Origin of the sequence: Bradyrhizobium acaciae, from assembly GCF_020889785.1 — a bacterium.
GTDB lineage: Bacteria > Pseudomonadota > Alphaproteobacteria > Rhizobiales > Xanthobacteraceae > Bradyrhizobium > Bradyrhizobium acaciae.
This window is the reverse complement of record NZ_JACMYK010000065.1, coordinates 1-14,489: the sequence shown is the minus strand read 5'-3', so window position 1 is coordinate 14,489 and position 14,489 is coordinate 1. Positions and strand designations below refer to the sequence as shown.

The 14,489-nt window shown below is 59.4% G+C and carries 16 protein-coding genes; 1 reads left to right on the top strand and 15 read right to left on the bottom strand.

Translation table 11 applies throughout. From position 1 onward, the window contains the following. Positions 1-208 precede the first annotated feature (208 nt). Positions 209-532: a hypothetical protein gene (locus H8A92_RS23120; protein ID WP_229197900.1), complete on the bottom strand. Its 324-nt coding sequence runs from the start codon at positions 530-532 to the stop codon at positions 209-211. A gap of 521 nt (positions 533-1,053) precedes the next feature. On the opposite strand from H8A92_RS23120, the gene H8A92_RS23115 reads away from it, so the two are divergent. Next, positions 1,054-1,917, top strand: a complete 864-nt coding sequence (locus H8A92_RS23115; protein WP_229197899.1) for an AraC family transcriptional regulator — start codon at positions 1,054-1,056, stop codon at positions 1,915-1,917. Positions 1,918-1,980: 63 nt separating this feature from the next. Here H8A92_RS23115 and H8A92_RS23110 read toward each other — a convergent pair whose 3' ends face one another. The 14 genes from H8A92_RS23110 to H8A92_RS23045 all read right to left on the bottom strand — a co-directional run. Continuing rightward, a complete protein-coding gene (locus tag H8A92_RS23110; RefSeq protein WP_229197898.1) occupies positions 1,981-3,213 on the bottom strand; it encodes an ABC transporter substrate-binding protein in 1,233 nt (410 codons plus the stop codon). Between the two features lie 137 nt (positions 3,214-3,350). Further along, positions 3,351-5,222 carry an AMP-dependent synthetase/ligase gene (locus H8A92_RS23105; protein WP_229197897.1) on the bottom strand — a complete coding sequence of 624 codons (1,872 nt, stop codon included), beginning with the start codon at positions 5,220-5,222 and terminating at the stop codon, positions 3,351-3,353. A 1-nt stretch (position 5,223) separates the two neighbouring features. Further along, positions 5,224-5,937, bottom strand: coding sequence for an enoyl-CoA hydratase/isomerase family protein (locus tag H8A92_RS23100; protein ID WP_229197896.1), 714 nt, complete (start codon positions 5,935-5,937; stop codon positions 5,224-5,226). A 94-nt stretch (positions 5,938-6,031) separates the two neighbouring features. Then, the gene (locus H8A92_RS23095) at positions 6,032-7,162 is read right to left on the bottom strand and encodes an LLM class flavin-dependent oxidoreductase (protein ID WP_229197895.1); all 1,131 of its coding nucleotides are present in this window, start codon (positions 7,160-7,162) and stop codon (positions 6,032-6,034) included. Between the two features lie 201 nt (positions 7,163-7,363). Then, positions 7,364-8,146 carry a creatininase family protein gene (locus H8A92_RS23090; RefSeq protein ID WP_229197894.1) on the bottom strand — a complete coding sequence of 261 codons (783 nt, stop codon included), beginning with the start codon at positions 8,144-8,146 and terminating at the stop codon, positions 7,364-7,366. Continuing rightward, complete coding sequence (locus tag H8A92_RS23085) at positions 8,147-8,914, bottom strand: enoyl-CoA hydratase/isomerase family protein (protein ID WP_229197893.1); 768 nt, start codon at positions 8,912-8,914, stop codon at positions 8,147-8,149. Between the two features lie 165 nt (positions 8,915-9,079). After that, positions 9,080-9,736 carry an ABC transporter ATP-binding protein gene (locus H8A92_RS23080; RefSeq protein WP_229197892.1) on the bottom strand — a complete coding sequence of 219 codons (657 nt, stop codon included), beginning with the start codon at positions 9,734-9,736 and terminating at the stop codon, positions 9,080-9,082. A 55-nt stretch (positions 9,737-9,791) separates the two neighbouring features. Next, positions 9,792-10,517, bottom strand: coding sequence for an ABC transporter ATP-binding protein (locus H8A92_RS23075; RefSeq protein ID WP_229197891.1), 726 nt, complete (start codon positions 10,515-10,517; stop codon positions 9,792-9,794). Continuing rightward, positions 10,514-11,545, bottom strand: a complete 1,032-nt coding sequence (locus H8A92_RS23070; RefSeq protein ID WP_229197890.1) for a branched-chain amino acid ABC transporter permease — start codon at positions 11,543-11,545, stop codon at positions 10,514-10,516. Before H8A92_RS23070 ends, H8A92_RS23075 begins: the two co-directional genes overlap by 4 nt. Further along, entirely contained in the window at positions 11,529-12,398 is an 870-nt protein-coding gene (locus H8A92_RS23065) for a branched-chain amino acid ABC transporter permease (RefSeq protein ID WP_229197921.1), read from the bottom strand. The genes H8A92_RS23070 and H8A92_RS23065 overlap by 17 nt, the downstream gene beginning before the upstream one ends. After that, a complete protein-coding gene (locus H8A92_RS23060) occupies positions 12,398-12,553 on the bottom strand; it encodes a hypothetical protein (protein ID WP_229197889.1) in 156 nt (51 codons plus the stop codon). Before H8A92_RS23060 ends, H8A92_RS23065 begins: the two co-directional genes overlap by 1 nt. Before the next feature lie 144 nt (positions 12,554-12,697). Beyond that, positions 12,698-13,153: a flavin reductase family protein gene (locus H8A92_RS23055; RefSeq protein WP_229197888.1), complete on the bottom strand. Its 456-nt coding sequence runs from the start codon at positions 13,151-13,153 to the stop codon at positions 12,698-12,700. 118 nt (positions 13,154-13,271) lie between these two features. Continuing rightward, the gene (locus tag H8A92_RS23050) at positions 13,272-13,631 is read right to left on the bottom strand and encodes a VOC family protein (protein ID WP_137483561.1); all 360 of its coding nucleotides are present in this window, start codon (positions 13,629-13,631) and stop codon (positions 13,272-13,274) included. Positions 13,632-14,266: 635 nt separating this feature from the next. Beyond that, the coding region (locus H8A92_RS23045; RefSeq protein WP_229197887.1) for a DUF2118 domain-containing protein at positions 14,267-14,489 on the bottom strand (223 nt) is incomplete at its 5' end.

The following is a 14,489-nucleotide window of genomic DNA, read 5'->3' as shown; positions in this document are numbered from 1 at the left end:
GAAGAAGACCGAGTCGCGCTAATTTCCGGCATTTTCGCGTGACAAGGCCGGGATGAGCCACATCGGTCCGCGACATGGCGCATGAACCGGAGACCAGTCGGTCGATAGCCGACGACGACCCGATCACTACAATTGATCGAGCCCATCACCGGCCATCTTTCGAATGCCGGCTTCATCGCACGATCGATCGACGCCGTTCCCTGAGCGGCTATCCCGCGCGCCTGCGCAGGGCGCGGACGATTTTTGTCCTGAAGCGCGCGAGATCAAACAGCAATCTGGGGACTCTCCTGATCGCAATCGCTTTACCCACGATCGCGAGCCGCAGAACGCGGACCAATCTGGCCAGGCCTAATTCCATGAATGCTTGCCGGACATGTGGCTGGTCGGCGATCGAAAGCATATTGTCCGCTACAACGATGGACGATCTGAGCTCGGGTTTCTTCTGCAGAACAAAGTCACGGCATGCCGCCGCGAACTCCAGCTCCTGAGCGCTCAGGGATATGCTGAAGACAGTTCGATTATCCTCCGCCATATTCAATTGCCCCCGAACGATCGCACGCTCGGCCTTCCGTCTCTCGACCTCACAGCCTGCGCGGCCTGGCTTTCGCCTTCCAATCGGCAATACGTACGTGCCGACTTTCTGCGCAATGCGCCTTGGTAGCATTGGGGGTCGCAGCATTTTCTGGCGAAAACCCCTGCGGACAACCGTGAAAGCGCGATCGGTCGAGCCGATTGACGCGGGAACGGCGGCATCTTCTGCCGTCGGGGTGGGGCGCGGTCACACCCCAAGACGCGTCTTGTCGCAGCAGCTTCCTCGTTGAGCCTTCCGGCCGCTTCCCCATCGCGGAGCCCAGCGATGAGCAGCCGTGACAGTCACCAGATTCTCGTTCCGGGAAGGGACGAGGCTAGCCCGCAGGACCGGATTCTCGCCTTCTCGCATTACTTTTCGGTGACGAGCATTTCCCGGAGCGCTATCGTCACCCATACTCCAGGCGCGCCCCTTATCTCCGCCTCCTGAATTGCGGGAGCCGTAGCCAATAGCGAGCGAATTCGATGACCATGTTATCCACCTCCGAAATGGATCCTGGTTTTGCCAGAATGAATTTGCCCGAGCTTCGGATCAACTACGATCCGATTGATCCGGATCAGTTCGATCGGCCGATCACCTCATTCTGCATCGAAACCGGTGAAGACAACGACGAGCTTCCGCTCCACTCACACAAGAAAGGGCAACTCGTTGTCGCTTCACATGGATCGGTGATGTGCCGTGCCCCCGGCGGACTATGGATCGTTCCGCCACAGGGTGCCGTGTGGATACCGGCCGGCGTCATGCACAGCAATTGCGTCTCGGACAATGGAAAGGTCTACGTCGTCTTCATCGATCCGCAGGCGAGTACGCTTCCGAGCACATGCTGCACATTCACGATATCATCGCTTGTCCGTGAACTGATCCATCGGCTCTCCGTCTTTCCTCCCCTGTATCCGATCGACGGGCCGACCAGCCGGCTCGGACGCGTGCTGCTCGACGAATTGGTGCAGATGTCCACCGAACAGATGTACTTGCCCATCTCCACCGACAGCCGGCTTCAACATCTCGCGGCATCGCTGCTCAATGACCCCGGCGATCGCAGCACGATCGACGAACTGGCGACCCGATATGCGATGAGTGTCCGGACCTTCGCCCGCCTGGTGCTGAAGGAAACCGGGATGACGTTCGGACGCTGGCGACAGCGCCTTCACATCCTCGTCGCGCTGCGGAGGCTGTCTGCGGGATCTTCCGTTCAGGCCGTCTCACTCGATCTGGGCTATGAGACCCCCAGCGCCTTCATAACCATGTTCAAGAAGGCAATGGGCAAGAGCCCGCGCCGCTTCCTTGCCGAGCGATCCAGTTTCGTAGGGCGTGAGCCCTTGGCTTGAAGACCTTCGCCCGGGAGCCCTGGCCCCAACATCGCCCGCTGGGGCCGCAGCTCGCGGCGTCTCCTATCGCGAGTTGAATGGGACGAGAGGGTATTGAAGCGCAGCTTCGGCGACCGACTGCGGCGCCACCACGCGAGGCTTCCCGTTCTGCCCTTGGAGGATGGTCACGTCGCTGCCCATATTCTGGCCATTGGCGTCGAACTTGATCTTGCCGCTGGACATCAGGATAGGCGTCATGTCCGTTCCTTTAAGCGCGGCGTGGATCGCAGCGGACTCGGAAGAACCGGCGCGGCTTACCGCATCCGCAACAATCTGAACAGCTTCGAAGGCACACCCTGAATTCCCGTCGACCCAGTCATTTGGATAATCGGACGCAAATCGCTTCAGGATCGCCGCGGCGTCGGGCGCCTTCGGATTGTACCACAGCGTCGAGAGTATCGCGCCGTCACCGTACTTGCCCAACGCGTCATAGTACGCCTTGTCCTGCGCGCCATTCGAGTTGGGTGAGAAGATCATCTTGGGATTCCACCCCTGCTTGGTGCATTCCCGAATGATCATGATGGCATCGTTGACACGCGTCACGGAGACCAACGCGTCCGCGCCTGACGCTTTGGCTTTTGCAACCTCGACCGAGAGATCCTTGGCTCTTTCATCGTATGGAATATACTCGGCAATCCTGAGAGGCACTTCGACCTCCTTCCAGGCCTGATCGATGCTCGCCGCGGTCGACTGTCCCATCGTATTGTTGAGGTGCATGACGACGGCGCTTGTTGGAGCGTCCTTGATCGAGGACAGGATGGACTTCAGCTCCATGAGGGACTTCCTGACGATTGTCAGGGACGTCGGGTAATACCTGAACACCTCGGTGAATCCTTGAGAGGTCACCTGGGTCGCGCTCGCGATGTGAACCACCATAGGCACTTTTGCGGCTTCTGCGGCCTGAAGCGCGGAGATGGTTGCCCCGGAATCCCACGCGCCGATAAGTACCGTGCACCCCTGCCTGATCAGGTTCTCGGCGGCAATCCGTCCGTTTTCCGGCCGGCTTTGCGTGTCCGCATGGATGATTTGCAGCTCTATACCGAACTTCTCCTTTGCGAACTTCGCACCGACATCGATGCCGCGTACGCAAGCCTGCCCCGGAAAGGCCAGGACGCCACTGCTCGGATTGATTGCGCCGACGCGGACCTTGGCAGGGCTGGCCGCTCTTGACTGCCACGATGCGAGTCCGACTGCGGCGCCAATTCCGCTACCGATCACGGACCGACGGGTCAAACCGCGTTCGATATGCTTTCTCATGTAGTTCCCCTTTGGTTGGCTGCAGGAATATCGATGCGGTCTGACAGGCGCGCTCAATGAACAGTGAGGCATTATCGCGCCAGAGACGTTCAGTCGCGCTCGGCGCTTCACGAGATGCGCCGACTACGTAGTTTGGCTCAGGGCCTGACTTCCGCCTTGACGAGGTTGTCTTCGCTCTCGTCATAAAGCGTATCGATCAACGATCGATACCTCTCCATGATCTGCTTGCGACGCTTCTTTCGAGTCGGCGTCATCATGCCGTTCTCGGGAGAAAGCTCTTCCGGCAATATCCGGAACGCCTTGATCTGCTCGGCCCTGGCGAGCCTGCCATTCGCCTTGCCGATCTCTGCTTCGATCATCCGCACCACGATTTCGGAGTTCGCCAGTTGCGAGTACCGGTCGATGCGAAGACCGTGCGATCTGGCCCAATCCATCGTTGCGGTCGCGTTCACCTCGATCAGCGCGGTGAGGTACTTCTTTCCTTCTCCCAGCACAGCCGCCTCAGAGATAAACGGGCTACGCCTGAGCTCGTTTTCGATCTGCGTCGGGCTGATGGATTTTCCATTGGAAGTGTTGATGATCTCCTTTTTTCGATCGACCAGCCTGAAGAGGCCCGTCGAATCGACATCCACGATGTCTCCGGTGTAGAGCCAGCCATCGCGCAGAGCGGATTTGGTTTCTTCCGGCTTATTCCAGTAACCGACAAAGAGTCCGGGTCCCCTGACAATCATTTCCCCGTCTTCGAGAACAGCGGTCTCCCAAGCCGGATCCCGCAGGGGTACGCCCACGGTGCCGGCTTCCGGCCATTCCGCCATCTGCACCAGATTGGCGCCGACCAGCTCCGTCTGTCCGTAACATTCCTTCAGCTGCAATCCCCATAGCTGCCACAGCGACATCAGCTCGGGAGGCATCGCCGCGGACGAGGTGTATGTAACCTTGAGTTCCTCGAACCCGACCGCACAAAGCAGCGGACGGAAAACTTGTTGCTGGCACACGGCAAAGAGGCTGGAAATGAACGGGTCCGGCACGCCTCCGGCCTGACGATCATCAAGGGCCTTGCGGGCGATGGTCATCGCGAGCTGATAGTCCTGTTTCTGCTTCTCGGACCCGGAGTGAACCTTGCTGAGGATTTGGGTGGCATACCGCTGGAAGAACCGCGGCGGAGCCATGAAGTAGGTCGGCTTCACTTCCTTGACGGTTTGAGCGAACTCTGCGCTGTTCTCGCCGAAATACGGCACCAGGCGGATGAGCAGAGGCAGTGTCGTTGCCTGTGCGCGTGCCACCGTGTGCGACATCGGCAGGTGCACGACGACACGGTGGACATCGGTGCGCAACTTCGACGTGAACAGGGTTACGCTGTGCGCGCCGGCGAGCAGCGACAGATGGGTGAGCATCGCTCCCTTCGGAAATCCCGTCGTTCCGGACGTGTACCCGATGCTGGTCAGGTCGCTCGCCTTTGCTTTCGCGACCTGCCCCTGCAGAAAGATGTCGGCGTCAACCGATGTTTCGCTCCAGAAATCATGAAGAGAGACGACGTTCGCCGGCCCGCCTGCCTTTTTCCAAGCGGGATCGAGCACAATGATTTTTTTCAGCTGGTCAGCACGGCCCGATGCAAGGACGGTACCGAGCTGAAGTTCACTCCCGACGAACATGAACGACGTTGCGGAGTCGCCGAGATAATAGCCGACCTCCTCCGCCGATGAGGTGAAGTAGACGCCGACCATGATGCCGCCGGCACAAATAATCGCCATGTCCGCAAGAAGCCATTCCTGGGACACATCCCCCATGATCGCCGCGCGATCGCCGCGTTCGAAACCAGCCTTTTGCAAAGTGGCCGCCAATTTGGCCACCTTGTCCGAATACTGCTTCCAGGTCGTGGCGATCCACTCACCGCGACGTTTTTGCTTGAAAGCGATCTCGTCAGAAAGCTCCACCCTCCGCCGGCTCAGGAGCTGCGGAATGGTCACGTCGGCGAGTTGGGCGCTCGACGCAAAACCCTCGGCGCTCACCTCAACGCTCCGCGAAGCGCTTGCGCTTTTCAGCGAAGGCGGCAACGGCATCGCGCCGTTCGGGCGCGGCAAAGGTGATCGTCTCGAGGGCGGTCGAGGTGTCAAGGAGCAGATGCGCGTACTGCTTGATGATCTTGTTCACGCAATACTTGGTCCAGATGATTGATTCTCTTGGGCCGCTCGCGAGCATCTCCGCGTACTCGATTGCAGCATCCTTAACGTCCCTGTTCGAAATCACCTCGTTGATCATGCCGATGGACGCGGCCTTTTCCGCGGAGATGAACTCACCGGTCATCAGGTAGTGCTTCGCACGGACGGGTCCCATCAATAGGGGCCACATCACCGCGCCGCCATCGCCCGCGACCACGCCTGCGGTAACATGCGTATCGGCAAACCTCGCGGCCGGACTCGCGAATATGACATCGCAGAACAAGGCGAGAGTTGCCCCGAGACCGACCGCGACGCCGTTGACCGCGGCGATGATCGGCGCCTCGACTTCCAGCATGTTCCGGATCAGATGGCGTCCGCCCCGAGTCGGCGACGGGATCGGACTCTTGTCCAGCGTTTTCTGATCGCCGCCCGAACAGAACCCCCGTCCCGCCCCCGTCAGAACGATCGCGCGGACCGCCTTGTCCTCATCCAGCTCGACGAAGACCCGCTCGAGCTCGCTGTGCATATCCCAATTGATCGCATTGAGGATCTCCGGCCGGTTCATCGTGACGATGGCGACACCGCTCGGCCGCTTCTCGACGATCAGATATTTATAGTTCTGCTTCGACATGGCTATCTTCCGTTTGTTCCTGTTGGCCTTACTTTTGCGGTCGCATGGCGCGGATCTGTCCGAGAATATCTTCCGTAGGCCGGACGACATTATTCCTGTCGTTGAAGTGGGGGATCACATAGCGGCCACACATGTCGATCGCTTCCATGATTTTCTCGTGATTGACGGAGTCGAGATGGAGAAGCACCTCGTCGACGCCCATCGCCTGGAACTTCTCGATCTGACGAATGACAGTGTCCGGGCTTCCGCAGACCGTTGTCGCGGAGTGGTTGAGCAAGTAGTCCCAGTCCTTTCCCGCGCGCTCCATGGCTGGCACGCTCTCGCTCATATACGCGTAGTCGTCGGCAAGCTTCGCGAGACGGGGATAGGCGTCCGTTGAAATTCTCGCATAGTGCATGAGGGGCTCGGCGTAATCGTCCTTCGCTTTCTGATCGGTTGCCCCGATGCCGAAGAAAAGCGGAATGCCGATGCGCGGCCGATCGAGCGGACCTTGTTCGTCACGCTTCCAGCCGCGACGGTAAGTGTTCAAAAATTTTTCCTGGACCTCCCATCCCTGGTAGATGCAGTTGCTCATGACGGCGAGGCCTTCGGATCCGGCCCAGCTGTGGCTCCGCTCGCTGGTCGCAGCGATGCCGATCACCGGATGCGGCTTCTGTATCGGCTTCGGCACCAGCATCCGCGGCGGGATCTGATAGTACTTGCCCTCGAAGGTGAAGATATCTTCGCGCATCGATTTCTTCAGGAGCGCGATACCTTCCTCCATCTGAGCGAGAGTTTCGCCCGGATCAACGTTGAAGGCGCGCATGGCGATGGTCGTGTTGGCCCGGCCGGCGTAGAATTCCATGCGGCCATGCGACAGGATGTCGGTTACTGCCAATCGCTCCGCCGATCGCAAGGCATGATTGATCTTCTGGGGCATCAGCGTCACCGCTGACCTCAGCTTCACGCGCGACGTAACGGCTGCAAGGTACCCGTAGACGACCTCCGGCGCGGAGCTCGAGATGCCGCCGAGTGCAACGTGTTGCTCGGAGAGCGCGACGCAGTCGAATCCGACCTTTTCCGCCAGACGCACCTCGTCCACGAGTTCATGGAGTCGGCGGGCATAGCTGTGCCCGACCTGGGTTTCTTGCTCCGACCAAAACCCGAACGTAAGTGCCATCTTCTGGATCCTCATGGAGTGTCAAGATGGCGAAGCATTTCATGGGCGCGGCAACATTTTCGTTCGAATGCGCCCCGCAGTCAGATGACTTTCCAAATTTTGTGCTGTGAGCAGTCGACACTTGTCCCTTTCGCAGCCAACGACGCTGAGCGTGGCTCGACAACCATTCTCGGCGTTCATCGGCGGAGGAGCACGAGAGATTCAGACGGCGTTGCTTCGGCTTCCGAACGAGACAGCCAGAAGATCCGCTATCGCCGCGAGACATCGCTCGCCGATCCCGGCCGTCGAGCCGAACGGGTTGCCGATGATGCCGTTGGCGGTGACGGACTTGATGCCGTTTCTCCACATTGCCTGAAGCTGCTCCTCGGATAGCGCGCCGAGATGCCCGATCTCGAACCGATCGAGCCGAACGCTGTCGGGGCGGAGCAACATCATGAGCGACGTCTCCGCGATATCGGCATGTCCTCCAACCGCATTCGGGTCACCACCCGCTTGCTCGACGGCGCTTCGCCATCTCTCGATCCAGGCGACGGCATCGCAGTACGCGTCGATCTCGACGTCTGCCGGAACGGCGCTCCTCAGCCGGGGAAGCATGTCCTGGAGCGCGGGAAAATTCCCGATGTGCCCCGAGAACAGCAGAATGCGCCTGAAGCCGTGCCTCGCAAGACTCGTGCAATAATCCAGGCAGATCGATTCGAACGTCTCCTGGCGAATGGAGATCGTCCCCGGGAAGACCAGATGGTGGGCTGAACAGCCGACCTTGATGGTTGGCGCGATCAGGGTGCGTCCCAGATGCCCCGCCAGCCTCGCCGCGATGGCGTCTGCATGATCCGCATCCATGCAGAGCGGAAGGTGCGGTCCGTGTTGCTCCACAGCTCCGCAGGGTATCAGGACGGTCGATACCCCCGCAGCAAGGGCGGCCGATACCTGTTCGAAGCTCATCAGTTCAAGACGGAGTTCGACAGGCCATGCCGGTGCGGTCATTCACGCTTTCCTTGGCTGTTTCGACAGGAAGCGCGAACGCGTCTGTGCCGAACTATCGTCTACCAGATAGGCCGCGAGATCCTCGATCGTCACCGCCTCGAGCGCAGCATCGTCCATTTGGCCCGTCAGGTTCAGCGAACGCTTAATCGCCGCAAACAGCTTGCGCTCCTTTCCACGAAGATATCTGCATACCTCCCCTGCTCTCACCATCACTTCCGCGGTGCTTGCGATCTCGTTGATCGCCCCAATTTGGAGTGCCCTTTGGGCGTCGGTCAAGTCGCCCCAGTAGAGCAATGCCTGCGCCTCACGATGCCCAAGCTTCTGCACTGCCTTCCGGATTCCCTTGGCTGCAGGCAACAGGCCGTGGTTGATTTCCGGGAACCCGACCTTGCATTCATGGTTCGCCACCACGTAGTCGGCGTGAAGAAGAAACTCCAAGGCCCCGCCGACCGCGTATCCACGCACGGCACACACGAAGGGCCCGGGGTATCTCTCCATCTCGCAAAGAAGCGCATGGAAGCTCCTCATTCGAGGTCGTGATATTTCGATGCCGGCGACCTCCTTTATGTCTCCACCCGCGCTGAAGAAGCGCTCGCCCTGGCCGGTCAGAACAATGCCCGGCGGCGACGCCTCGCGAGACAATGCGCGAAACGTGTCCAGCAGCCGGCCAACAAGGGCGTTATTCAATGCGTTTGCCGGCGGCCTGTTCATGGTCATGGTGACCACATCGCAGTCGCGTTCGATCAGCAGGGCGTCATCAGCTTCCATAGGAACAGCCTAAGCGAGGCCTTATGGAATTGATTGCGGTACACGCTTTCCTCGACGCCGCTGCTCGACACAAATGGTCGTACCCGGGTTATTTCGCGGCATCTTCTGCCGCGATCGCTAAGGCCGCCTTTTCGGATGGCGGGCTAGTCCCGCCATTCAGGACCGTTACAATCCAAGATAAGCGCGCTGAATCTCGGGATTGTCCAGCAACTCGTCGCTGGATCCGTGGAGCACGATTGAGCCGTTCTCCAGAACGTAGCCGCGATTGGCCAACGCAAGCGATTTCGCCACATTCTGCTCTACCAGCAGGACCGTGGCTCCCTGCTCGTGCAGGGACTTCACCACACGAAACATGACATCCGTCAGCGCGGGCGACAACCCGATGGAAGGCTCGTCAAACATGACGACCTCGGGCTTCGACATGATTGCACGGCCGATAGCCAGCATCTGCTGCTCGCCGCCCGAGAGCGTACCGGCCAATTGCCCCCGGCGCTCACGAAGCTTCTCAAACAATTGATAAACGAAGTCGAGCGTTTCGGACTGGCCGGCCTTCGCGCGCTTCAGCGTCCCTCCGAGCAGCAGGTTTTCTTCCACAGAAAGACTTCCGAAAATCTGCCGACCTTCCGCGACCTGGGCAATGCCGCGCTCGCAGATCTCCCATGGCGGCATGCCGGTGATATCAACACCGTTCATCTTGATTACACCGCTCGACGACCGAACGATGCCCGAGATTGATCTGATGAGTGAGGTCTTCCCTGCGCCGTTCGCGCCAACGACGCAGATCAATTCGCCTTTGTGGATCTGCAGGGAGACGCCGCTCAAAGCGCAGGATCCATCGTACGCGACACAAAGTCCATCGATCGTCAGAAGCGCACCACTAAGCATGGAAGCCTGCCCCCAGGTAGCTCTCGAGGACTTTCGGATCTGCAACCACCTCTCCGGGAGGTCCCTCTGCGATCTTGGCGCCGTGATGCAGCACCACCACACGCGAGGCCACTTCCATCACGATGCGCATCACGTGCTCGACAAGGAGGATCGTCAATCCACCTTCGGCAAGCTTCTGCAGTACGCCTACAATACCCGCAGCTTCAGTCGGTCTCAGACCCGCCATAACCTCGTCCAGCAACAGCAATTTGGGCCGGGTCGACAGCGCCTTGGCCGTTTCCAGCATTTTCCGGTCCGGTAGCGTTAATTGATCCGTCCTCGCGTGGGCCTTGGCGGCCAGACCAACGCTTTCAAGAGACTCGTACGCCTTCGATCTGGCCTCGCTTACGTTTCTGGTCCAGCTGAAAGCTCCGATCATGGCATTCTCAAGCACCGACATCTCACGCATCGGCCGCACGATCTGAAATGTTCGCGCGATGCCCATCCTGCAAACCGCCTCGGGTGGCGAATTGTCGATCTGGCGGCCTTCTAACAGCACCCGGCCGCTGGTCGGCTTCAGGGCACCAGCGACCAGGTTGAAGCATGTCGTCTTTCCTGCTCCATTCGGTCCAATCAGCGCTGTGATCCGCCCGGCTCGAAGTGAGAAGCTTACATCCTTCACCGCGATCAAGCCTCCGAACGATCGGGACAGGTTCTCGACCTCGAGCAGAGTTGTCATTCTTCGACCTTTCGGGACTGCCACAGCCATGCCGTGGGTGGCGCCTGGATAGCTTTGCAAAGGCGCACAATCGCCGGCCAGATGCCGTCTGGCAGGAACCAGACGACCGAGATCAGGACAACACCGTAGGTAATATTGTTCAGTCCCGGGATCCGAAGACTGTCGCCGAGCGCGCTCATCAAGTGATTGAGCGGAATCGCGGCGAGCGACCCGACCAGCGGACCGAACGTGGTCCCCAGCCCCCCGACCACGGGCCCTATCAGGACGTCTACCGATAGCCCCATTCCCATGATCGAGTCCGGGAATATCGATCCTTGCACGAGCGCCAAAACGCCACCGCCCGCGGCGGCCGTTGCGGCCGATATCGAGATCACGAGAATCTTGTGCTGGAAGGTCCGGACGCCGAGTGCGCGTGCGGCCGATTCGTCGTCGCGCATCGCCCGCCATACGTATCCGAGGTAGGATCGTGAAATAAATTCGGTTCCGATTATTCCCAACGCCGCCAGTGCAAGCGCGACGAAGTAGTAGAAGCGGGCATCGCCGCGAAGCATGGAGATCTCAATCCCGCCTGTTGGCGCAGGAAAGAACAATCCTTGCATTGCGCCCACGAACTCCCAGCCACTGAACATGATCCTGGCGAACTCGGCTGCGGCAATCGTGAGCAGCGCGAAATAGATACCGCGAACCTCGAACCGAAAGCTCAACCAGGCGATCGACGCGCCAACGGATCCGGCGAGGATCATTCCGGTCAAGAGCCCGACCCAAGGCGAAATGCCGTACTTCACGTAGAGGACACCTACGGAATAGGCTCCCAGCCCGACAAAGAGGGCGTGACCGATCGATAGCTGCCCGCCGATCCCAAGCATCAGGTTCCAGGACTGTCCGAGGAAGGTGAACAACAATACGATCGTCATCAGCGAGATGACGTACGGGTTTGCCAGCATCCCGACCAATCCCAGGACAGCGAAGACCGTTATTCCGGCAAGCCACCGTGTCCTTTCCAACCCACGGTCAAATTTCTTTTGCACCAAAAAACCCCCTCGGACGGAAAACCAGGATGATGATCAGGAGCGCGTAAGGAAGCGCCGTCTTCATCGAAGGCGTGAACATCAACGCCGCGATTGCCTCGGCGACGCCGATCACCAGACCTCCGAGGAGTGCTCCGCCAAAGCTGCCGAGCCCGCCCACGATGACCGTCACGAAAGCAAGGAGAGTGAAATCGACGGCGAGATATGGTTGAGCGTCGAACAGGGGAGATATCAGGGCGCCGGCGACCCCTGCGCAAGCTGCCCCGATGCCAAAGGTAACGGCATAGACTCGTGGAATGTTCAGTCCAACGATGAGGCCGCCCAAACGATTGTCCGCCGCCGCCCGCAGCGAGCGGCCGAACGAGGAGAACTTCAGATACGCTCCAAGCAGAGCTATAAGCAGCCCGGCGGTCGCTGCCGCCTGCAATCTCGCCAAGTCGAGCGTCACAAGGCCGAGAGATACGGTCTGAAACGACAGCTGCGAAGCAGTGGGACGCGGATCCGGCCCGAACGCGACCAACAGGGTTCCGCTAAAGAGCAACGACAGGCCGATGAAAACAATGAACTGATAGTGATGCGGCCGGTTCACGAACCGCTTCACGATCAGCGCTTCCAGCAGATATCCGAAGGCGAACATCACGACCGCAGCGATTGCTGCCGCCACGATGATTGGGACGTTCCACAGCCGAACCGTCCAATAGCCGATGTAGACACCGAACACGACCATCTCGCCATGCGCAAAATTTACGACGCGCATGACGCCGAATATGATGGTCAGGCCTAACGCAATGAGGCCGTAAACGAGACCGAGCAGAATGCCGCTCGCAAGAACATTGAGCCAGAGCGAGAGCATCAGCAAGCACTGACCGGCGCGAGCGAATGCCGGGTATTGGACACCGCAACACTCAGATAGGCTGCCACCCGCAGCTGGCCGCGCTCGGATAGAATCGAGACCACCCCGGCGTTGAACTCCCACCTGATCTGGTCAGCGAACATGATCCCCCGCATTGGCATTTCTCCTGCGTTTGTGACAGATATCCTCTTGGCCGCCGGACGCTATGACCTGAGCCTTTGCTTCGCATTCTCGGTCAGCGTCCGGGCACTATTCTCACTGAGTACGACACTCATTCGGCAGCCCATGCGCGGGACCTTCTAACGCTTCGGTACGGTGAATTCGCCGTTTACGTAGACAAGCGGCTCGCGATCGAGGTTGGTTGTTTGGGCAACAACTTCGCCGACGAAGATCGTATGGCTGCCGGCATCGTACGAACCGGACACGCGACAGTCGAAGCTGCAAATTGCCTCGATGAGGCTCGGCGCACCTGTCGTGAGTTGACGCCACAAACCGTCAGCAAAGCGTATGTCGCCCTTGCTTCCGTCCTGCCCGGCAAACTTCTTTGCCAGCTCGGCGTGATCCGCCGTGAGAATGTTCCAGCAGAATGATCCGCTCTGCTTTATTGTGTCGTGGCCACCGGCGGACTTGTTGACGCAAACGAGCACGCTCGATGGTTCGGTTGATAATGAGCACCCGGCCGTCAACGTCAAACCGTGCCTCCCCGGTCGCACACCCGTCGTCACGATAGATACTGCGCCGGGCACGTTGCGCATTGCGCTCCGGAATTCCGCACTGCTGAACACCGGGGATGGTTGGTTTGGCATCGGTGACACTCGGAAGTTCATGGTGATGGGTTCCCGCAAATATTCGAACCGAGTTGTCCGGAGCCGGCTAGCCGCCCTGCTTGTTCGACGCCTGAAAGAGCTGGATCGTGTTGTTTTGCGGATCCTTCAAGCAAGCCACACGGCCATGCGCCCCCATGTCCCGCATTTCGCCGAAAATCTCGGCTCCCAGGGCACGGGCCCGATCGAGCGTCAGCTCCAGATCATCCACTTCAAATACGACGACCGCGTTCCGAGCCCCTTCGGAGGCCGACTCTCCGGGGCCTGCGATGCAGAAGGCGGCCTTCTCTCCGGCGAATTGAATCCATTTGGCGCCGTCGGCGAAGCGGATCGTCAGTCCAAGCGCTTCATAGAAGCCGGCTAACGCTTCAGGTTCCTGGGCGGTAAGATAGATGTGCTTGAGCTTCATCTCTTGCTTTCAATTCCGAGCGCACCATCAATCCGTGACCTCCGGCCACGCTTGTCTGATGATACTTGCGCCGCGCGGTCGGCATTAATGTTCGAAGTTTTCACCCCGCGCATCGCCCATCAGCATATTATGCTGCAGGCTATCGGGGCCGGCTTGTTTAATTTCCAACGCATGCAACGGCGAGAGACGATTCATGGCGTCACTCGGAAACCCTGCCGCTTTTCGGCAGAGCGTTCGGGCGTGTATCATCGCTTGCGCCGATTGCGATTTGCCTGACACTGATCCGTTGATCATCCATGTAAACCCGCTGCCGCTGAGCGCTTGCGCAGATCGCGAGTTATCCGATGACCGAATTTTCCCTTATTGGACGCTGCCGGCGCATTCGCGCATCAGCGAACAAGCTCCATTCTTGAGCCGTCGCATGTCGCATGAACAAGGCTTTCAGCGTGCTTGCTTTCTCGTGTCGTCGAACTACGCTTCGCCTCGATGTGGTGGGGACTGAAAGCCAGATGCGAGCGCAAAATCGGTCGACCTTGATCGCCCGCAGCCCGTTTCATGTGAGGCGGCGTCCCTTTTCCCGCCTTGGGTTAGCCGACATATCCTTACGGTAGAATGCGAAGATCGCGATCCTATTGTCAGGCGAACTCCAGGATCAGCGCATCGACCGCGAGCGTTGCGCCGGCGGCGGCGTGGATCTTCTTCACCGTACCGTCGCGCTCGGCGCGCAGCACGTTCTGCATCTTCATGGCTTCCACGACCGCGAGCGTCTCGCCGGCCTTGACCTCTTGGCCTTCGGTCACCGCGATCGACACCACGAGACCCGGCATCGGGCACAGCAATTTCTTGCCGGTGTCGGCC

What these genes read in the sequence shown, in the direction of transcription:
- H8A92_RS23115 (WP_229197899.1), top strand. Translation starts at nt 1,054, where the DNA reads ATGACCATGTTATCCACCTCCGAAATGGATCCTGGTTTTGCCAGAATG.
- H8A92_RS23110 (WP_229197898.1), bottom strand. Translation starts at nt 3,213, where the DNA reads ATGAGAAAGCATATCGAACGCGGTTTGACCCGTCGGTCCGTGATCGGT.
- H8A92_RS23065 (WP_229197921.1), bottom strand. Translation starts at nt 12,398, where the DNA reads ATGCTCTCGCTCTGGCTCAATGTTCTTGCGAGCGGCATTCTGCTCGGT.
- H8A92_RS23095 (WP_229197895.1), bottom strand. Translation starts at nt 7,162, where the DNA reads ATGGCACTTACGTTCGGGTTTTGGTCGGAGCAAGAAACCCAGGTCGGG.
- H8A92_RS23055 (WP_229197888.1), bottom strand. Translation starts at nt 13,153, where the DNA reads ATGCGCAACGTGCCCGGCGCAGTATCTATCGTGACGACGGGTGTGCGA.
- H8A92_RS23085 (WP_229197893.1), bottom strand. Translation starts at nt 8,914, where the DNA reads ATGGAAGCTGATGACGCCCTGCTGATCGAACGCGACTGCGATGTGGTC.
- H8A92_RS23060 (WP_229197889.1), bottom strand. Translation starts at nt 12,553, where the DNA reads ATGCGGGGGATCATGTTCGCTGACCAGATCAGGTGGGAGTTCAACGCC.
- H8A92_RS23050 (WP_137483561.1), bottom strand. Translation starts at nt 13,631, where the DNA reads ATGAAGCTCAAGCACATCTATCTTACCGCCCAGGAACCTGAAGCGTTA.
- H8A92_RS23075 (WP_229197891.1), bottom strand. Translation starts at nt 10,517, where the DNA reads ATGACAACTCTGCTCGAGGTCGAGAACCTGTCCCGATCGTTCGGAGGC.
- H8A92_RS23090 (WP_229197894.1), bottom strand. Translation starts at nt 8,146, where the DNA reads ATGACCGCACCGGCATGGCCTGTCGAACTCCGTCTTGAACTGATGAGC.
- H8A92_RS23120 (WP_229197900.1), bottom strand. Translation starts at nt 532, where the DNA reads ATGGCGGAGGATAATCGAACTGTCTTCAGCATATCCCTGAGCGCTCAG.
- H8A92_RS23100 (WP_229197896.1), bottom strand. Translation starts at nt 5,937, where the DNA reads ATGAACCGGCCGGAGATCCTCAATGCGATCAATTGGGATATGCACAGC.